The organism is Streptacidiphilus anmyonensis (genome assembly GCF_000787855.1).
Lineage (GTDB): Bacteria > Actinomycetota > Actinomycetes > Streptomycetales > Streptomycetaceae > Streptacidiphilus > Streptacidiphilus anmyonensis.
On the sequence record NZ_BBPQ01000012.1, the window covers coordinates 41,689 to 60,537 of the forward strand.

Below are 18,849 nucleotides of genomic sequence, written 5' to 3' on the forward strand. Positions count from 1 at the left end.
CCTCTTGGTGCGTGAGCCCGAGGCTGCTGGAATCACGCATTACGTCACGAAGTACTGAACCACTCGCCAAACTCCGGTGTTCGGATTTACCCCCGGTGGCTCTTGCTGTCCATCCCGCTTCTTGGCCCGTTGGATCGCCAATTCCACGTTGCTCGAGTAGTCGGAAAAGCGGAGACTGTCCTTATCGTAGCCCTGCAGATGCTTCTTCAGCTTGCCGACGGTGGCCTTGTAGTTTTCTAGGTGGGAGTTAATCTCGCAAAAATGGAGAAGCAGCCAATACTCAAAGCACGGGTTTGAAATGGCGAGTTGGATGCCTTTTTCCCTCGCGAGTGCAATGGCCGACTTCACGTCAAACTCGTCGACGTCAAATACTGCCCAGTATTCATCGAAGGCGTCTGGATCGGCACTGCGTATATCCGCGGCCTTCTTTACGACGTGGAGTGGGGAGCGCTCGTCGATGCAAATCTTGATCGAAATATTCGAGCGCCGGCGATCCGTGCGGAGGGCGTTGAGATAGTCTTTTTCTGTCCGCGCTCCCCCGCAGACAATCAGCAGCCGCTTATTAAGGCTTCTTTCGCGCACTTCGCGGCGACGCCGATGACTACCGCCGCGATCCCCACTACGCGTCAATTCTACGCTCCAACATCTGTGCGGACGTCTGACCCTGACGCAGGATCATCGGCGACTCCGTCAAAGTTATCGGCGATGAATGGAATGGCCCCTACTGCCCCACCCAGGTAGCGCTTTTCCCAATTCAGTCCGGCCCGCGGTCGGAAGTCGGTGAGGGGAAAGAGCTCAGTTGCTCCGGTTTCGCTGTTCTTCTCGGTGAACCAAATCTCATCACGCTTCAGGAGCTCTTCACCCCCCGGACGACCCATGAGGGACGCATCATGGGTCGTGAAAATGAGCTGTGCCCCGTGCCCGTTGGTTTCGCTGTGCTGGAATAGCCGGATCATCTGTGCCAGGAGCAAAGGATGCAGGCTGGTGTCCAGCTCATCAACGACAAGCGTCCATCCCTTGCTCAGGGCTTGGGTCACCACTCCAGCAATATCGAACCAGGTTTGGGTTCCGCGTGACTCATCGTCTATCGTAAAGTCCCTGGCTCGATCTCCAAGGTGCTGGAATCGAATCGTGGTTCGCTGGTGCAGATTTTCGAGAACCGCCTGCTCCAGATTTGATGCCAACTTGCCATTGAACTTAATCCTGGCAATCCCGTCCCGCTCCTCGACTGCAAAGGATCCAGGAGCAAGACTGTCGTCCGAGACCTCTTCAAACTGCCATTTTAGGTTGCTAACCGTGGCCCGGTTGATTCCGAAGTCGGCAGCCTTGAGGAGGGTTTCGATTGAATTCCGAGTCTCTGGATCAACCAAGAGTTCGCGGGTCATTGCGCGACGCGACTGGCGGCTTTTATCGTCGTCATCGGCAAACCAGACTGAGTCTCTGAACCATTCAGTGATGATTTTAGCGTCTGGCGCATCAGCCCTGGATGCATTGGTGATAAAAAGCTCTTTTGCGCCTGTGATTTCCGAAAGCAGGCCAGCCTTGGCCGAGCCGAAGGTTGGGCCGAAGTAGTACCCATCCTTTGAGCGCTCGAAAAGGATTCGCTTCTTCTTCTTGGGGAAGGAGAATAGCCACTCTTCGGCGATCCCGTCCATGTCAATGGAGAAGCCATATGAGTAGGGTGTGCCACCGATTAGCAGGTCAACCGAGAATCGTGATGGCTTTGTTCGCGATTCATGGTCCAACAGGAAGGGGGCCCAGTACATGTTTCCGGCCTGGTCACGATCAGCCTGACCGGTAATCGCGTCATGGATGAAGCGAATGCCGCGAAGCACATTCGACTTTCCCGAAGCATTGGCTCCATAAAGAGCGGCGACAGACTGGGCGTCAGCCTCAGACTGGTAAACCGGGCGCAGATCTAGGGTCTGATCACCCTGAAGGGATCGAAAATTCGAAATCGTGACACTGAGTAGCATTGTTCCCCATCTCGCTCAGCTTCACGTCCTTGTGAACAAGTGAACTGCATGAACTGGCTTCTGGCCCAGCGTAGATGCATGGCTAGGACTCGTAAAGGGATCACCACTGGGAGTAGCCCGAACGAGACCTCATGTCGAACGATCCCCGAGGTGGTATCCCGTCCCGGCGGGCGTCCAGGACGGCTGCCGCCTGGCCGTGCAGGGATGGCAGCGGCGCTGGGCGCCGTACGGAGTTGCTGGATCCTCGGGTCGGCTGCACGATCCAGACAGGTTCGCTGGACGCCTCGGGTGCGTGCTGCCGTACTCGGATGGCCTCACCCAGGTACAGCGGCCGTCGTGCCCAGCCAGCAGGGCCAAGCCTGAGTGATGCGTTGTCCTGCTCTTTGTCCAGTGCGCTGACGAGCGCTGGCGTTCAACGGAGTACGCCCACCGCGTCCTACATGAACGTGAACCCCCACGGACGGCCTTGCACGGTCCGGCGGACAGTTGGAAAGCGTGTTGGGGGCAACCCCTCACGAGTTCGAATCTCGTATCCTCCGCAGGTAGAAGGCCCGCACTGGGAAACCGGTGCGGGCCTTCTGCGTTCCCCGGTCCGGTGCGGGCCGACGGGCGCGTCTTCGGCGAGTGCACAGGTCAGACAGAGATGATCTCGACGCCCTGCTCCAAGCCCTTGAAGTCCCCGGCGTTGCGGGTGAAGAGCGGGAGCCCGTGCGCGGAGGCGGTGGCAGCGATCAACAGATCCATGCGACGGGGGCGGGGGTTTCGATTCGCCTTGACGGTGAGTGCGACCAGCGTTCCGAACCGGCGGGCGGCTTCCCGGTCGAAAGGGATGGCCGCGAATTCCGCCTCGACGTCGGCCAGGCGTTGCGCGCGCGCCATCATCTCCGCCGGGTCCCTGGTCATCGCCACGCCCTGAGTCAGCTCCGCCAGGACGATCGAGGAGACGGCCGCTTCCACGGGGAGAAGCCCCGAATCGATCAGCGGCAGATCGATGACGACGCACGTGTCCAGCAGTCCGCGTGGCCGCCTCCCGGTCATGCGCGATCCCACGGGTTGCCGTCGTCGACGCGGTCCTCGGAACCGAAGAACGCGTCTCCCTCGGCTTGCATCTGAGCGGCGTCGATCTGAGGTGCGTGTCGCCACTTCCGCTGCAGTTCGTCGACCGGGACGAAACGTCGCCTGTTTCCAAGTGGGCGAACTTCGGCGATTTCAGTGCCGTTTCGGGTGATGTGGTAGGTCTCACCGGCTTCGACATCATCGAGCACAGCCTTGGAGCGTGCGGCGAGCTCCCGCTGGGTGATGGTCTTCATGGAACCAGCGTATAGCGCTGTAATGCATTGCGCTACGGAGTGATGGTTTCGCGACACGGAGTGCCGCCGATGACCATCCCGCTCCGCCGATCCTGGGCTGCACCGATTGCCTCCCGGAGGCCGCGCATTCGCGGATCTTGGTGGCGGCGTCGGTCGGCATCCGGGTGGTGAGGTGTCGGCTCCGCCGCCCTCGTTCAGAGCGAGGACTTCCAGCGGGGCCTGACCCCGTCCGGTGCGACCGTCGCACTGACTGGACGTCAGGGGTTGTCCGCATGCTCGGGCGAGGAGACGATGCACGACCTGACCAAGGGCAAGGCCACTGCTTACGCATCAGTGACCTGGACCTTCGACACGGACGGTCTTCTGATCGAGTCGGCCGCGAGCGCTCCTGCCGGCAGCGCGGCGGCCACCTGGGAGAAGCAGCTTGTCGCGCTCGTCCAGGAGTGCCAGGACGAGCCTGTCGGCCACTGGCACTACGGCGCGGCCCACACACTGACCCTCACCGGCGGCACCGGGCGCTGGTACCCGTCCTACAACGGCGACGGCAGCGCCACCGGCGGCGTCGCGGTCCTGCGCAGCGGCACCAGGGTCGCCATCGTCGAGCTCACCGGCCGGCCCACCGACGACCCGGCCTACGTCAAGGGCATCGCCACCGCGGCACTGAACCGCCTCGCCTGAACAGGCAGAAGAAGGGCTCCATCGCTGCCCGGTGGAGCCCTTCTTCGTTTCGCTCAACCTTCGTCGGTCCACAGATGGCGGGTGTGATCCCCCTCCGCGCCGAGCCGCCGAGCCGCCGGGCCGGAGAGCCGTGCTCCGCCCGGCGGTCGCATCAAAGCGGGTACCGCCACGACGTCCACCTCGTCCGAGCGGGTGTGTGCGCGAAGCGGCACGCCCGGCCCGAGGAGGGACCGGGCGTGCCGTGTGTGGTCAGCGCAGCACGTCGGTGGTCCAGTCCCGGCGGTTGGCGTCGAGCAGGGTGATGCTGTGGAGGGCCATGAACTGCTTCAGCCACGCCGCGTCATCGGCGTTCGGCTTGGTCCCGTACCGGAGGAAGCCGAGGGAGCTGCAGGCCTTGAGTCCTCCCTGGGTCCTGCAGTTCAGGTGCTTGACGCTGTTGACGGTGTCGACGAACTTCTCCGTGCCGATGACCAGGTCGGCGGCGTAGTCCCCCTTCCTGAACTCGGCGTTCATCCACCACGTGGCACCGCCGTCCGTCGTGTTCGTCGTCATGGAGGTCACGCTGAACCCGGGCCCGGTGTCCGACAGGTAGAAGGGCAGCGGGAGGGGTTCCTGCCGGGCGTCGTAGGCGGCGGCCGTGTGCAGCATGTTCTGCTTCAGGTCGGTTCCCGGCAGCGAGCTGCCGTTCAGGTACATCCAGTGCCCGTCGGCAGACTGCCACCACAGCATGACGTCCCATCCGTTCAGCCGCGGACCGCTCGCCAGCCAGTAGGCCCGACGTCCGTTCACGGTCGTGACCGCGTAGGCGTTCTTTCCGAGAGCCAGGCTGGGTTCGGGGGTGACCGTGAGCCAGGTGGTGCGCCGCCCGCTGTGGGGGTCGGTGATGTAGGCCCCGGACTCCTCGGTCACCTGCCCGTTGGACTGGTTGCGCTGCCAGGAGGTCTCGTTGAAGCCCGGGGGCAGCCAGCCGAATCCGGCCGGAGCGGTGAGCGGAGCATGCGGCGTGTGGGGCGGAGCGACGTTCGGGGCTGCGGTGGTTCCCGTCAGGCCGCCTGCCAGTAGGGCGACGGCTGCGGCCGCCGCCACCAGTCCGCTCACCGTGGCCCCCGCGGTCACGCGGCGACGACGAAGGCGCCTCCGGCCGTCGCGGATGGCGCGGGTGATGTCGATTGCGCTCAAGGGGGCTGGGACGTCAGGCAGTTGCGCGAGTTCCCAGGCCAGCCGCTCGTCGTCGTGGATCTGGTCGGCGGTCATTGGTCGGCACCTCCCGTGTTCAGGGCCGGCGTGCGGGGTCCGAGCAGGCGGCGCAGCGCCTCCAGGCCGCGCGCGGTCTGGCTCTTGACGGTGCCGACGGAACAGTTGAGTGCCTCTGCGGTCTGCTCCACGGTGAGGTCCTCGTAGAACCGCAGCACCACGGTCGCCCGCTGGCGCGGCGGCACCGCGGCCAGCGCCTGCCGCAGGTCCAGGCGGGCCTCGACGTCGACCCGGGGTACCGCCCAGTCCTCGTCCTTGTGCATCAACCGCCACCGCCTGGATGAGCGTTGCTCCTTGAGGAAGGCGTTGACCAGCATGGTCCGGAGATAGCCGTCCGGATTGTGCATTCTGCTCACCCGAGGCCAATGGGTGTAGAGCCTCGTGATCGTCGTCTGGGTGAGGTCGTCCGCGTGATGCCAGTCGCCGCACAGCGCGAAGGCGACCTGCCGGAGCCATGCGAGCCTGGCGCCGACGTACGCGGTGAACTCCTCGTCCCGGTCATGTCCTGCCACTCGGCCTCCTTTCCGCTTCCCTAATCCACGACGGGGCGGAAGGGTTGCACGCCGCAGGACAGTAAACCGGCGGTCGCCGCCTCGGCTTGAGCCAGGCGGCGCACGGGGATGGTGACCATGCTGCTGCGTGGCTTCAGGCCGGGAGCTGTCGGTGCCCGCCGCTACGTTTCGTGCCGTGTCGAACTCCTACACCGTGTTGTGGACCAACGATCTGTGCCGCGAGCTGATACGCGGCGGCTTCGCCGGGCAACGTCCGACCGTGCTGTTCGGTGGTCCCCACCAGTCCCGCCCGAGCTTTCGGCGTGCTGGCGTGGCAGCTGGTGATCGGGTGTTCGCCGTGCGTGCGTGGCGGGCCGCGCTCTACCCGGTCTGCGCGATGGAGGTCCGGCAGATCGTCGACTACGACCGAGCCGGCGCCGAGCTGGCAGACGAGGACTACCCCAGGCTGACCCACTGGCGGCCATTGAAGAGCGGGTGCATCTCGGAAGTCGTGATCGGCGCGCCCGGCACTCCGATCCGGTTCGACGCGCCGTTGCCAGGCGACTGCCTGGAGCAGCTCACTTTCAGGTCGCGGCGCGGCGAACGGAAGCTCAAGTACGTCGAGGACGGACGGCTCCTGCGGGCTCTGAGCCTGCAGGGCATCTACCGGCTCGCTCCGGACTCGGCGGACATCCTCGCCCGACACCTCACCGATCAGGCGGCGGAAGCATGAGCGACTTTTCGGACCTGGTGCGGCGAGTCCGCGAATGCGCAGTCGAGCAGGCGGAGTCCTTGCCGGACTGCGTCACGGACCTGGACATCGCGGCCGCCGAGGGTGAGCTCGGATTCGCTCTGCCGATGATTCTGGGTCTTTTGTACCGGCAGGTGGCCAACGGGGGCTTCGGCCCGGAGTACACCCTGCTGCCCCTCATCGGACAGGGACGGACGGCCGTGTCGGAGTACGGACCCCTCCGCGGGGCCGCCTCCGACTACTGGCCGCAGGGAGTGCTGCCCATCCTGGACTGGGGCTGCGGCATGTATGCCGCTGTGGACTGCCTCGATCCTGCCGCGCCCGTCTTGCTGTTCGAGCCGAACGCCGGCTCGGACGACTGGGCCGACGCATGGTTTCTTGACTCGCCGTCCCTGGCAGCGTGGCTGACCGCCTGGCTGGAAGGGACCGGCTGGTGGGAGGAGGAGGTCATGATGGCCGAGGACGCGCAGGAACCCATGCCCTGGCCCGATGCCTCACGGCGGCTCGCGGCGGACCGCTGAGCGAGGTACGGCGCGTCGACCGGCAAGATCGAGAGAGGATGCCGAGACCTCTGGCGGCGCCGGCCGAGCCCCGGCTCATGTGTCGCGCCGCAGGTCAGGGAGGTAGCGAATCCGCCTGGACCCCCGGACGAACGGACTGGGAACCTGTGCGGGCCTTCGGCTCACTGGTCTCGTCTGTGGCTGTCCCGGGTCAACGTGGCGGAGTTGGGCAAGGAGCAGGCACGGCAGGCACGTCGGATCCTCGCGCATGCGGGACTGCACGGGCACGAGTACGCGATCGACGCCATGCCGGCGGTCGTGGCGCTGCAGCAGAGGGGGCAAGTGACGGCGTTCACCTCTGACACTGATGACTTGGAGAAGCTGGTACCGAGTCACATCGTCGTCAAGAAGGTCTGAAGCGCCGCCCGGCCGTCGGTAGAGACGGCCAGGGGCCACCTGGCCGGTGAGTCGTGGCGTCGTTGACCAACATCGCCCGGCACGCCTCGCATGCGCGTACCGCGAGCATCGAGGTTGGGCTCGTCGGTATGTGCGAACGGGTGGAGGCACTCGGCGGCTCACTGGGTGCGGGGACCGGAGCCGCGCGGCGGCTGGCACGTGTCGGCCCGCATTCCCTTCTCCGCCGGGGAGGCCGGGGGACGATCAGGGTCCGGCTGGCGGACGACCAGGCGATGAGCCGCAGCGGGCTGCGGCTCATCCTGGAGGACCAGGACGACATCATGGTTGCCGGGGAGGCCGCGGAAGGCGCCGAAGCCGTGGAGTTGGACCGCCGGCTGCGGCCGGACGTCTGCCTCGTCCACATCCGGTTGCCCCGCCCGGACGGCATCGAGGTGACCCGCGCCCTGGCCGGGCCAGGCGTTCTTGACCCGTTGCGCGTGGTCATCGTCACCACCTTCGACCTCGACGAGTACGTCTACGACGGCCGCGCGCAGGGGCTGTCGGCTTCGTCTTCACCATCACACTGCGGCTACGGCGGGCCTGGCCCCGACGCGCGCCGCGACCCTGTCGGGGCCCGCGCAGCCGCTCTCGCTGCGGGAGTTGGAGGTCGTCCAGGCGATTGCCCGCGGCCGGAGCCGGCTCGAGGGTTCCTTCGCGCCCAGGAGCGGACCGGGGCTCCGCTCTGGTTGCCGGGCGCACCTGGTCCAGGGGGTTGAGATGTCCTCCGGCCGCATCACGATCCTGGGCTGATGCCGGTCGACCGCCGCGCCGGTCGACGGTTGGCGATCCGGGCCGAGCTGGACGCTTTATGTCATGGCCGGTCTTGTCCAGCCTGCAGATCTTTTCTCTCCCCGCGGCCTGCGGAAGTATTCATGTTGTCGGAGCCGCGAGGAACGAAAGAACTCGGAAAGCGGCGATGCCAACGAGGGTCATCGAGGAGAGCCATGAATCGGCAGTACGTGAGCAAGAGCACTTCGGTCGTCTTGATGCTGGCGATCTGCGCGACTTTCCTCGGTGTCATTCTTGCGCAAGCTTGGACCGGCGGCCAAGGGGCCGTCGGAAACCGAGCCTTCGCCGTGTCGGCCAGCCAGCCGGTCACGCCTTCCGACCTCACCTGGGGAAACTGAGGCGACGATAAGTCGCGAAGGGGTCAGCTAAATGGAGAAGAACAGCCTTCCCGAGATCGGCCCTGCTGTCGAGAACTCAGTGGGAGACGCCGGCGGCGCCGAAATCTCGTTCGCGATGTGGGAGGTGTTCGAGCCGACGATCGAGGAGAGCATCCTCGCGAGCGGCCACCACATCGCCGGGATCTGACGGGACTCCGGAATCCGCATCAAGTCTTCCCCCGGCGAACCGACCGGGGGACTCACGAAAAACCACAGGAGGAAATGATGGGCGAGAACCTGACCAACGTGAACGGCGACGTCGAGGCCGTCGAGGAGACCGTCTCCGAGCCGTTCACGGTCGGCGACAGCTTCGAGCCGACCGTCGAGGAGAGCATCCTCGCCAGCGGCCTGCACATCCAGGGCGGCTGGTAACCAACGACTGACGGGCTTCGCCCGTCGCCGTTCCTTCGGAGCGCGACCCGCGGCCACAGGGATGTACCCGGTCGGCCGCGGGTCGCCTCCGTTCGTATCCGAAGGGCAGAACTATGTCCAGGCACATCGTCCGACTCGATTTCTGGGGCGTCGGCGTTCGGGTCGATCTCCCCACAGCGGTGGATCAGGAGCATTTCAGCTTCCAGTTCAGAAACCACCTCGTCGAGGAACCCGCTGAAGGGCCAGATCAGCAGAGCGCTCAGGATCTGACCGTCGTCTTCCGATCGGACGGGGACGTCCCTTGGTGTCGAGCGGTGCTCGATCCGGGGATTCGAAAGGATATCTGGATCAAGACGGGCGGCGGAGAGGCCCAGCTCTATGATTCATGGCTGAGGGGCTCCTCGCGACCCTCTCCCCTCCCCCCGCTCGGTTTTCCTCCGCTGGCCGGAGAATTCCGGGCGGTGCACGCCGCGTGCGCTCTTCCCGCCGACGGTGGTCCGGGGATCGTGGTGACGGGTGAGAGCGGAGCGGGAAAGAGCTCGATCCTGCTCTACCTGCTCGAATCCGGACACCTTTACGGAGGAGACGACCTGGTGCCGGTATCGCGCTCCGGGATCCGACCCTATCTCCGGACCATGAATATCCGCACCGCTACATTGCGCAGCCTGCCCGCCGGCCTTCAGGAGAGGATCCGAGAGCACGGCCGACCGATGGAGACGCCTTCGGGGGTGACCTATCTGGTCCAGCCCGCCGATCTCGGTTACCCCTCGGCCGCTGCGGAGGTCGTGACGGAGGTGCATCGGGTCCATCTGACGGCCGCCGACGCGTTCTCGGCGGAGGTCCAGGCGGACGGTCGTCTCGCGATCGGGTGGGACGCCCCGCGCCATCGGGCCGAGGCGATGAGCGCGGTGGGACAGTACGTTCGATCGGCGAAGCCGTTCCGATTCGCGCCTGACGGGATCAGCGCGAAGGCAGCGGTCGCCGCATGAGCACACAGCGCCTGGACTTCGATTTCTTTGGCATCTCCACCGTGCTGGAGCTCGATGAGGAGGACGTCGCCACAGCCTCCTGGTTCTTTCGCCGACACCTGCTGGCGCAACCCCTCCCCGCCCACAAGATGCCGAAGGTGCGGGTGGCGTGCGGCCGCGGGTTCTTCGAGTCGCTGCTCGCGCACTCCACCGACGAGAAGTCGATGAGGCTGACAGACAGTCAGGGCACCCGCGAACTCACGTTCACCTCGTGGTCGCACGCTCCGAGCTTCATGCCGCCCTTCGCCAGCCACGAGTTCCTGGACCGCTACGCGATCATGCACGGTGCCGCTCTGGCAACGCCTGAGGGCCGTGGCCTGGTGCTGGTGGGGCGCAACTACATCGGCAAGACCGCACTGACGTTGGAGTTGCTCAAGCGCGGCTTCCACCTCGTCAGCGACAGCTGCGTCGTCATCGACTACGGGAGCCCGGTGGGGCCGCGACTACGTCGTTACGAGACGCCCTTCGGATTCCGACGCAACACCTTGCGGCGGTGGAAGCAGCAACTGGCAGGGGTGGAGCGGCGAAGCCAGATCTCGGAAGTGACCGGCGAGGTCGTCCTCGCGCACGCGCACGACGTCCTGCCGGACCTGAAGACCGCAGACCGGGTTCCGCTCGATCTGATGGTGTCCCTGACCGCGGAGGACGCGGACGAGGCGCCCTCGCAGGTGTTGCGTGTCTATCCGGAAGCTGCGGGACCTCGCGTGATGGAGACGGTCAATCTGGCGCGTCGCCACCGTCTGGGCGGGGTCGACCAGATGAAGGTCCGGGACTCGGCGGACAGGATCACGCAGCTGCTCTGACGATGCCCCGGCTCCGTGCGATCGCCCGAGAGCCGGCCCGATGTAGGACAGATGAGAGAGACGACAGTGCAGATTCTCGAGGCAGGTCAGCGCCGGGCGCTGAGGGTAAGGGACTTCCGACGACTGTGGGCCGGTGCTTCGGTCAGTCTGCTGGGCACGCAGGTGACTGTGCTCGCCCTGCCCACCGTGTTCGTGTTGTCCATCCATGGCGGACCGTTGGAGGTCTCGCTGGTCAATGCGATCCAGTACGCCGCCATGCTGCTGGGGCTCGGCTGGGCGGGCCGTGTGGCGGACCGGTTGGACCCGAGGACCATCATGGTCGGCTGTGACTCGGTCCGAGCCACTGCCCTGGTGGCCATCCTCGTGATGAGCACGCTCGCCCGGCCCCAGGGCTGGGCGGTCCTGCTGGTGGCTGCGGTCATCGGCGCCGCCAGTGCGTTCAACGACACCGCGGTGGCTGTTGTGGTCCCTCGGGCACTCGTCGCGGACCTGCGCATCTACGGCAACACGCTCTATGCCCAGAGCCAGTACGTGGCCTTCTCCCTGGGGCCGCCCCTCGCCGGCCTGTTGGTCGGTCTGTTCGGGGGAGGCCGTGCGGTCGCCATCGACGCGGGCAGCTACGTCGTTTCCGCCTTCTTCGCCAGCCGACTCAGCCGTGCGGTGACCGGGGGCGAGGGACGGAGCAACTCCGCGCCCGCGGGCTCGTCCCGGGCTTCGGCCGCCCGCATGGTGTGGGGGACGAAGGCGCTGCGGAGCGTCGCCCTGGCGTCGGCCACGGGCAACCTCGGCCACCAGATGGTGCAGGGCGTCTACCTGCTGTTCCTCTACCGGTCCTACGGACTGTCCCCGGAGCTGGTGGGTCTGGGGTTCGGCGTCGGCGGGGTGGCCGGGATCTTCGGAGCGCGCTCAGCTGGTCCGCTCGCCCGGCGACTGGGCAACGGTTGGGCGCTCATGCTCGCGACGGTGTCGGGCGGCGGATCGTGGTTGCTGCTGTTCGTTCCGGGCGTCCCTCACGTCGTGGTGGTCGGCCTGGCAGCGACTCTGATCAGCTTCTGCATGCCGCTCTTCGGCGTCGTGCAGGCCACCCTGCGACAGGCGGTCACGCCGGCGGAGCGGCAGGGAGCGGCAGCCGCGGGGGTCGGCTTCATCAGCCTGTGCACCGTGCCGGTCGGATTCCTCCTCGGTGGGTTGCTCGCGCAGGGCGCGGGACTCACCACCACCCTGATCACCGGGGCGGGCGTGGCGATGCTCTCGGGTCTGTGGTGTCTGCCGCTCGTCCGCGAATCCTCGACGACGACGCCGAAGACGCACGGGGTGTCCGACCTGCCCGTGCCGGCGCCGGCGATCGACTGAAGACACCGCAGAGCCAGCCCCAGGAGCCTCAACCATGTCCAAGCAGATATTCGAACTGACTCCGGTCCGGCGCTCCGGAAAAGGCCGGACAAGCCCTCTACAGCTCGCCTTCCACCGGGTCGCGGTCGTCTCCTTGCCGTTCTACACGCAGTACACGGCCTGTCTGCCGGCCATGCTGCTGCGGGAGATCACCAAGGCTCACGGCGCCGAGGCCGACCTGTTCGCGGGCCACATCGAGTTCGCGCTCGAGTTCATCCGCAGCCAGCGTGATCACGACGTCTACAAGGACCTGACGCACGAGGCGTCCTTCGCCGACCTCTGTCTGCTGCCCCTGCTCCGCGGGTGGGACGAGACGGACATGCGTGCCGGTCTGGACGCCTACGCCGACCGGATCTCCGCGCCGGACCGGGAGTTCAGGGACCGTCTCGGCGCGGCCTTCGACTCGTATCTGGACGCGCTCGTGGAGCGACTGCACGGATACGACGTCATCGCGTTGACGGCGACCCACTTTCAGCTCGTCCCGTCCCTTCTGCTGGCCGAGCGGCTCAAGTCACGCTACGGATCGACCGGCCCGAAGGTCGTGCTGGGCGGGTACCTGGCGTCGATCGAGAACGCGCGACTTCTTCTGGAACAACACCAGGACGTCGACGTCATCGTCTACGGGGAGGGCGAGGACGTCTGGCCGCGGGTCATGCGGGCGCTGGAGCAGGGCCGACGGAAGGTGGTGCGGGGTTCCGCAGCGTCGTTCAGGAACTTCTTCCCCAAGCACGACGACCTCCTGCGTCAGGTGGCTCGCGTGCCGTGGCTGAAGGGGCGCTTCGCCGCGACCCTGGAGATCAGCCGCGGCTGCTACTGGGACAAGTGCGACTTCTGCAACTTCAACGCGGCCTACGACGCGGTCTTCAAGGCGCATGCCGCCGAGCGCACCCTCGCGGAGATGGACCGTCTGGAGCGGGAGTTCGGGCAACGCAAGTTCCAGTTCACCGACACCGCGATCCCACGTACCCTCACCCGGCATCTCATCCAGCAGGACCTCCGTCGGGATTGGGACGTCTTCCTCGAGATCCGCCCGGACTTCGACTACTACGAGTACGAGGCGCTGCAACGACTGGGGACGATCCGCGTCCAGATCGGCATCGAGTCCATCGTCGAGAGCCACCTGGACAGGATGAACAAGAACTCCACGGTCGGCGACAACGTCCGCGCGCTGCTCATCTGCCAGCAGTTGGACATCGCGCCGACCTGGGGACTGCTGATCAACCATCCGAACGAGACCGTCGAGGAGCTCGACGCGACCCTTGAGCGGATGCGCGCCTGGCGCCATCTTCCCCCACCGAAGTACGCGAGCTTCTGCGAGCTGCGCGTCGGAAGCGCCCTGGACCAGCAGCGTGACGAGATCCTCTCGGCTCCCGTGTATCCCTGCCCGGCCTACGCGCTGTTGCTTCCGCTTCGGCCGGAGTGCGCCGACTTCGTGCCGGTGGAGTCCTCCGACCAGCCGGCGGATCCGGAACGCGTATCGAGGCTGAAGCTGATCCAGCGCGAGATCGACGCCTGGCAGGCGGACTACGACGCCGGATCACGCTTGCTCGGGAGGCTGACGGAGAGCGGCCTGGTCGAGATCTCGGACCGCCGTCGCCCGGGACACGAGCAGATCGACCTGCTGAACGAGCACGCGAGCGCTGTCATTCGCACGATGGCCAACGGTGCTCTGACCGTCGAGGAGATCACCGCGCTGGTCTCCTGCTCCACGAGTGCGGCGCAGCAGCTCTGCTCGGAGCTGGTGGACGCCGGATACGCCTTCTGGTCGGTTCAGCGGCGCTCGGCCCGACCGGTCCTGGAGGGCCTCGTCGGGGGGTTGATCGCCGCAGCCGCGCCGCTCCCGGAAAGGGTGTCCTGATGTCCGCACTCTCAGCTGCGCCCGCGGGGGTTCAGGAGCTGCTGGAAGCGCTGGCGGCGAACCGGGAGCTGCCCGGTGACGGCATCTCGGTCTCGTGCGACCGACTGGCCTATCTGGAGCGGGCGGCCGGGGCGCAGCTTCCCGATCTGATGCTGCAGAGCCTTTCCGACGGCGAGAGCCGACGCTGGCCGCCGGGTGCGCACCTGCCTGCCGGTGCCAGACTCGGTAAGCCGACTCTGTCACCTCAGGGTCGCTATGTCGCTTTCCCGGTGACCCTCGACGGCAACGAGACCGGGGAACTGCGTGTGCTGGACCTTTCCACCGAGAGGCTGCTGGACGGCGCGCTGCCCGAAGTCCGCCATCCCGCGGTGGTCTGGGCGGGCGACGAGCGAAGCCTCTGGTGCACGCGGAGCGCGTCTCCTCACGGGGTGCCTGATCAGGTGGTGCGGTACCGGCTCGCCGGCGGCGAGGGAGGAGGAGAGGCCGGAGCCGTCGAGGAGGTCTTCCGCATCCAGGCCGGGGAAGGCGTCGTCTCGCAGGTGAGCCTCTCGGACGACCAGCGCCATCTCGCGATCCACGTCACGGTCATGCCACGGGGGACCGATCTCTACGTCGTCGACACCGCGACCCACGCGGTCGTCAGCTCACTGGTCGGCGGACGTGGGCAACTTCGTGCGCATCTCGCCGGCGGGTACGTCTGGGCCACCAGCAATCGCGCGCATCCCGCCGGGGAGCTTCTGCGCCTGCGGCTCGACGACTCGCGCGCACCCGCTTGGGAGACGGTCTTCCGGCCGGACAGCGCGAGTGCCCGTCTGGTGGCCATGGCTGCCGGACCGAGGTCCCTCTTCGTTCACTACCGCGATACACGGCAGGGAGATCTGCTGGCCGAGGTGGACCTGGACAACGGACGCGTTTCACCGTTGGACTCCCCCGACGGAGTGGTCGCGGACCTGGTGGCCGTCCCCGACGCGAATCTCCTGGCGTACTCCGAGTTCACCGCCGACTTCGCCGACGGAGGCAGCTACGCCGTCGCCTCGTCACAGCCCAGCGGCGCCAGGCGCGTCCTGGTGCACAACCGCCTGCCGCACACGGTCCGGCTCAGGACGGACAGCTACGTCAGCGCGGACGGCGGCGCACGGCGCTTGTTCGTCGTGGAGGAGCAGGGAAGGGATCCGGACCGTGCTGGACCGGTCTTCGTCACCGCCTTTCCCGGTCTGCCCACACTTGCGACGAGCCCGCTGTACCGGTGGCTGATTCCGGTGCTCTGCGCCCGTGGAGTGCGCGTCGTGCTCCCCGTGATCGCCGGCCCGCTGTCGCCCCGGACGAGGTCCGCCCGCAGACCGATCGAGGATTTGGAGCTGGCCTGCCGGGAGCTGGTGGACAGGGGCTGGGTCGGCCCGGAAGGCATGGTCGCCGACGGCTGGAGCGAGGGGGGTCTCTACGTCGCCATGGCCATGAGCCGCAGCCCCGAGCTCTTCGCGGGGGTGGTTCTGCGCAACGCGCTGTTGGATCTCACCGTCACGGATCCAGGCCCGGTCGGCAAGGCCCGCTCGGCCCTCTACGGGCAGCCGGACAACCCGGGTGAACTCCCATGGCTCGAATCCCACTCGCCCATCCACCGGATCAGGCCGGGTCTCGCGTATCCGCCTGTCCTGGCAGCGGTGAACTCGCGTGACATGCGGGTGTCGCCCGACCAGTCCCGACGCTTCGTCGAGGCCCTGCACGACCGGGCGGCACCGCCGGCCTACGGTCGCCATCAACTCATCGAGTCACCCGGTGGACACTTCGGCGCGGTCACCAAGTCGGATCAGATCGCCGAGGTCGCCGCACTGTCGGCGTTCGTCCTGGGGTGCTTCTCCACGCCCCAGGGCTCCAGGATCTCTGACTTCCACAAGCCCGGAAAGGATCGCACGCATGAGTGAAACGCCCACCATGCTCAGGCCCAGGGACTGGGCTCGCGTCATGGCCGACTTCGAGGCCGCCGGACCACGGCCCGTGCTGGTCATCGACGACCTGTTCTCGGTGGCCGGCCTGAAGCTTCTGCACGACGAGTTGTCCGACGACACACCGTGGGAGGAGTTCGCCACCTCTCGTCGGCGGAACAGGCCGCAGAGCCCTGGCCTGATCAGGGCCGGTGCCGAGCTGAGCGAGGCTCTCCACCCCATGCTCGGCGCGATGAAGATCATCAGCCACTGGGTGATCGCCGCCGGCCGAGGCACAGGAATTCGGATGCATGCCGACAACTCCACCTACAGCATGAACATCTGGCTGAGCCCAGGCCCCCCGCGCCCGACTGCAGCCACCGACGGGATGCTCTTCTACGACGTGCTCCGGCCCGAGCGGATGCCCTATTCGAGGTTCTCCTCCCACGACGCGTGCGAGGAATTCGTCCGTGAACAGAACGGGATCGTCGCGCATCGCATCCCCTACCGGTGCAACCGGGCGGTGCTCTTCGACGCCCGCGTGATGCACCGCAGCGAACCGGTCTCGTTCCCGGGCGAAGCCGTCAGCGACAGCCGGATCAACCTCACCTACTCCTGGGACCACCTGGACTGGGCCCGTGCCCGCACGGAGATGTCGGCCTGAGCCGGAAGGAGAACGTACGTGTTGACCGATAGCGGGACCCCGGGGTGTCCGGCCGCCGCCGTGAGGTTGCCGGCCACGACGGACGCGGCCCGGCTCGTCGAAGAGCTTCAGCTGCTCACTGCCGAACGCTGGCGCCAGCAGCGCGTGTTCGGAGCGTCTCTCAGCAGCAGTCCGACGGACGCGGACTGGCGGATCCTCCCTCTCCGCAGCCCCGATGGCAGTCTGGAGCGGACGGATCCCGGCGGGCCCGGGACCGATGACTTCGCCGACACCACCTGGATGGCCCGGGTCCCGTATATGCGCTCTCTGGTCCGGGCGATTCCTGTGCCCGTCCGGGCGGTGCGACTGATGGCGTTGGGCCCGGCCGCGGCCAGTCCGACGCACAGCGACCTCAAGTACGGTCCCCGATGGGGGCTGGCCCGCATCCATATTCCCGTCGTCACCAATCCTGGCGCCCTTCTGGACATCCAGGGAAACGAGTACTGTTGGCAACCTGGTGAAATCTGGTTCGGGGATTTCAGTCGGCCGCACCACATCCGGAACAGTGGACCGGAGACCAGGGTTCACATGGTGGTGGACTGCGTCGTGGCGCCCGAACTGACCCGCTACTTCCCGCCCGCATGGCAGGCCTACCTCGGTTCCGAGGACGTACTGAACAGCCGGCCCGAACAGCCGAGGCTCCGGCCGGGCGGCGGCGAACAGGTACGGCACCGCTTTCACGTGCCGACCCGGTTCCTGGACTGGCGTGAGCCGGCCGAGATGTCAATCGACACAGCCCGGCCCCAGACGCTCGTGAGCGTGGTCGAGCGGCGTGAATCGGTGCAGCTGGTCCTGCCCGACCAACGAAAGTTCGGCCTGATTCACGTCGCCGACCGGGAATTCCGATTCGCGGGATGGACGCAGGAACGCACCATCGTCCTGCCCGGACCCGACGTGAGCGCTGACTCCGTGGTGCTGCGAGCCAGGACGGGTCGCCTCCTGTACGAGGTTTCGGTCACGGCGGGATTCGACCGCAGCCCGATTCCGGTCGCCTAGGAGACGGACGCGCGCGTGAACCAGCCTCTTTCCGTCGCGTTGCAACCGGCCTCGAACCGGCTCTTCGCATCGAGAGCTTCCATCAGCTTGGCCACGGTCCTGCGGGTCGTGCGCGGTGACACCCCGAGCCTGTTGGCGATGGCTTCGTCGGTCAGGCCGGCGCGCATGAGCCGTAGGGTCCCCAACTCCTGTGTCGACAGGCCATGTTCATCACGCTTGCCCTGGTCGAGCAGGGTGGAACCGGTGTCCCAGACGAGCTCGAACAGGGCGGTGAGCGCCGCTATGGTTCCCCTGCCGCGGACGATGAGCGCCCCGTCCGCGGCAGCGGCGGGGTTCGCGGGAAGGACGGCGAGCCGACCGTCCACGATGATCATCCGCAGCGGGAGCACGGGCACGGTGCGCACCTCCGCACCCTGCTCGCAGAGCCAGTGGACGTGGTCCACGGTCGGCGGGTCGTTGCGGATGCTGTCCAGATACACCGTGCGGACGGTGACGCCTCGCTCGAAGAGGTCGGCGTTGGGCTGCCGACTCGCGTGCAGATCCTCGGGGGTGTGTGCGCCACCGGGAGCGAAGGTCATGACCTGCTCGCGTGCCTCCGTGCCGATTTCGGCCAGGCGTGCACGAATCTCGGAGATTCCGACGACCTCCTCGGCGGCAAGGGCGCCGTCCTCGAGGTCGAGTTCGGCGCACTGGGCCGCGAGAAGCGCCGCTGCGGCACGGGATGCTTCAAGACGCTGTTGCTGGGCTGCCAACTCGGCCTGCTGCTTGGCTATGAGAGCATCGAGGCCGACGCTGGCGCGTACGGCTCGGAAGCCCGACGGAGTAGCCGAGTTCCGCACCAGTGCGAGAGTGCTGAGATGGCCCAGAACGTCCTTAAGACCGGGCTCCCCGAGGCCGATTCTGGCCGCGAGCTCGGGCAGCGTCTCTTTCGGGTGCACCAGCATTTCCCGATAGACGCGTTCCGACGTCGCGTCGAGTCCCAATAGTTCGAGCAAGCCGATCCCCCGGTGTCGGTCGTCCTGGCAACTGGGCAACTAGACCGCAATATACTCTAGCGCACCTGGCAGAGGCTGGGCGAGCATGGCAATTGCCCGCTTTGCGCCCTTGGTGCAAGAATGCATCCGGATGGTTGATGAGTCGTGTTCCTTATCCATGCTGAACTTCATTCTGCATCAGCCGACCTGGCTTCGGCC

Annotated in this window: 22 protein-coding genes; 15 read left to right on the plus strand and 7 right to left on the minus strand. The window is 66.6% G+C overall.

What is annotated here, in order from left to right:
* Positions 1–39: 39 nt before the first annotated feature.
* The 4 genes from TR50_RS44160 to TR50_RS14375 form a co-directional block, all read right to left on the minus strand.
* The gene (locus tag TR50_RS44160; protein ID WP_084700258.1) at positions 40–630 is read right to left on the minus strand and encodes an RloB family protein; all 591 of its coding nucleotides are present in this window, start codon (positions 628–630) and stop codon (positions 40–42) included.
* Between the two features lie 2 nt (positions 631–632).
* Positions 633–1,976, minus strand: a complete 1,344-nt coding sequence (locus TR50_RS44165) for an AAA family ATPase (RefSeq protein ID WP_084700260.1) — start codon at positions 1,974–1,976, stop codon at positions 633–635.
* A gap of 633 nt (positions 1,977–2,609) precedes the next feature.
* The gene (locus tag TR50_RS14370) at positions 2,610–3,026 is read right to left on the minus strand and encodes a type II toxin-antitoxin system VapC family toxin (RefSeq protein ID WP_236654413.1); all 417 of its coding nucleotides are present in this window, start codon (positions 3,024–3,026) and stop codon (positions 2,610–2,612) included.
* Positions 3,011–3,286, minus strand: a complete 276-nt coding sequence (locus tag TR50_RS14375) for a type II toxin-antitoxin system Phd/YefM family antitoxin (RefSeq protein WP_042420442.1) — start codon at positions 3,284–3,286, stop codon at positions 3,011–3,013. The genes TR50_RS14370 and TR50_RS14375 overlap by 16 nt, the downstream gene beginning before the upstream one ends.
* A gap of 291 nt (positions 3,287–3,577) precedes the next feature.
* Here TR50_RS14375 and TR50_RS14380 point away from each other — a divergent pair, with 291 nt between their 5' ends.
* Complete coding sequence (locus tag TR50_RS14380; protein WP_042420445.1) at positions 3,578–3,964, plus strand: hypothetical protein; 387 nt, start codon at positions 3,578–3,580, stop codon at positions 3,962–3,964.
* A 249-nt stretch (positions 3,965–4,213) separates the two neighbouring features.
* Here the strand turns inward: TR50_RS14380 and TR50_RS14385 are convergent, their stop codons facing one another.
* Together TR50_RS14385 and TR50_RS14390 are read right to left on the minus strand one after the other, a co-directional pair.
* A complete protein-coding gene (locus tag TR50_RS14385) occupies positions 4,214–5,218 on the minus strand; it encodes a hypothetical protein (RefSeq protein ID WP_042420447.1) in 1,005 nt (334 codons plus the stop codon).
* Positions 5,215–5,730, minus strand: a complete 516-nt coding sequence (locus TR50_RS14390) for a SigE family RNA polymerase sigma factor (RefSeq protein WP_042420449.1) — start codon at positions 5,728–5,730, stop codon at positions 5,215–5,217. Before TR50_RS14390 ends, TR50_RS14385 begins: the two co-directional genes overlap by 4 nt.
* Before the next feature lie 175 nt (positions 5,731–5,905).
* On the opposite strand from TR50_RS14390, the gene TR50_RS14395 reads away from it, so the two are divergent.
* The 14 genes from TR50_RS14395 (at position 5,906) to TR50_RS14445 (ending at position 17,656) form a co-directional block, all read left to right on the plus strand.
* Positions 5,906–6,442 carry a hypothetical protein gene (locus TR50_RS14395; protein ID WP_042420451.1) on the plus strand — a complete coding sequence of 179 codons (537 nt, stop codon included), beginning with the start codon at positions 5,906–5,908 and terminating at the stop codon, positions 6,440–6,442.
* The gene (locus tag TR50_RS14400; protein ID WP_042420453.1) at positions 6,439–6,981 is read left to right on the plus strand and encodes an SMI1/KNR4 family protein; all 543 of its coding nucleotides are present in this window, start codon (positions 6,439–6,441) and stop codon (positions 6,979–6,981) included. Before TR50_RS14395 ends, TR50_RS14400 begins: the two co-directional genes overlap by 4 nt.
* 204 nt (positions 6,982–7,185) lie before the next feature.
* The gene (locus tag TR50_RS14405) at positions 7,186–7,377 is read left to right on the plus strand and encodes a hypothetical protein (RefSeq protein ID WP_236654414.1); all 192 of its coding nucleotides are present in this window, start codon (positions 7,186–7,188) and stop codon (positions 7,375–7,377) included.
* 62 nt (positions 7,378–7,439) lie between these two features.
* On the plus strand, positions 7,440–8,132 hold the full coding sequence (locus tag TR50_RS44170) for a response regulator (protein WP_439654217.1): 693 nt from the start codon (positions 7,440–7,442) through the stop codon (positions 8,130–8,132).
* A 228-nt stretch (positions 8,133–8,360) separates the two neighbouring features.
* Complete coding sequence (locus TR50_RS43555) at positions 8,361–8,543, plus strand: hypothetical protein (RefSeq protein WP_063775063.1); 183 nt, start codon at positions 8,361–8,363, stop codon at positions 8,541–8,543.
* Positions 8,544–8,574: 31 nt separating this feature from the next.
* Positions 8,575–8,730, plus strand: coding sequence for a hypothetical protein (locus TR50_RS46700; RefSeq protein WP_160311112.1), 156 nt, complete (start codon positions 8,575–8,577; stop codon positions 8,728–8,730).
* 77 nt (positions 8,731–8,807) lie between these two features.
* Entirely contained in the window at positions 8,808–8,954 is a 147-nt protein-coding gene (locus tag TR50_RS46705; RefSeq protein WP_160311113.1) for a hypothetical protein, read from the plus strand.
* Between the two features lie 113 nt (positions 8,955–9,067).
* On the plus strand, positions 9,068–9,943 hold the full coding sequence (locus tag TR50_RS14415) for a phosphoenolpyruvate carboxykinase (ATP) (protein WP_042420458.1): 876 nt from the start codon (positions 9,068–9,070) through the stop codon (positions 9,941–9,943).
* Positions 9,940–10,785 carry a phosphoenolpyruvate carboxykinase (ATP) gene (locus TR50_RS14420; protein WP_042420459.1) on the plus strand — a complete coding sequence of 282 codons (846 nt, stop codon included), beginning with the start codon at positions 9,940–9,942 and terminating at the stop codon, positions 10,783–10,785. Before TR50_RS14415 ends, TR50_RS14420 begins: the two co-directional genes overlap by 4 nt.
* Before the next feature lie 51 nt (positions 10,786–10,836).
* On the plus strand, positions 10,837–12,138 hold the full coding sequence (locus TR50_RS14425; protein ID WP_084700264.1) for an MFS transporter: 1,302 nt from the start codon (positions 10,837–10,839) through the stop codon (positions 12,136–12,138).
* 34 nt (positions 12,139–12,172) lie between these two features.
* Positions 12,173–14,035 carry a B12-binding domain-containing radical SAM protein gene (locus tag TR50_RS14430; protein ID WP_042420461.1) on the plus strand — a complete coding sequence of 621 codons (1,863 nt, stop codon included), beginning with the start codon at positions 12,173–12,175 and terminating at the stop codon, positions 14,033–14,035.
* Positions 14,035–15,957, plus strand: coding sequence for a prolyl oligopeptidase family serine peptidase (locus tag TR50_RS14435; protein ID WP_042420462.1), 1,923 nt, complete (start codon positions 14,035–14,037; stop codon positions 15,955–15,957). Before TR50_RS14430 ends, TR50_RS14435 begins: the two co-directional genes overlap by 1 nt.
* Positions 15,950–16,621 carry a hypothetical protein gene (locus TR50_RS14440; protein ID WP_152648397.1) on the plus strand — a complete coding sequence of 224 codons (672 nt, stop codon included), beginning with the start codon at positions 15,950–15,952 and terminating at the stop codon, positions 16,619–16,621. Before TR50_RS14435 ends, TR50_RS14440 begins: the two co-directional genes overlap by 8 nt.
* Before the next feature lie 18 nt (positions 16,622–16,639).
* Positions 16,640–17,656, plus strand: a complete 1,017-nt coding sequence (locus tag TR50_RS14445) for an aspartyl/asparaginyl beta-hydroxylase domain-containing protein (RefSeq protein WP_042420473.1) — start codon at positions 16,640–16,642, stop codon at positions 17,654–17,656.
* Here the strand turns inward: TR50_RS14445 and TR50_RS14450 are convergent.
* A complete protein-coding gene (locus tag TR50_RS14450) occupies positions 17,653–18,651 on the minus strand; it encodes a helix-turn-helix domain-containing protein (protein ID WP_042420475.1) in 999 nt (332 codons plus the stop codon). The genes TR50_RS14445 and TR50_RS14450 overlap by 4 nt on opposite strands.
* Positions 18,652–18,849 lie beyond the last annotated feature (198 nt).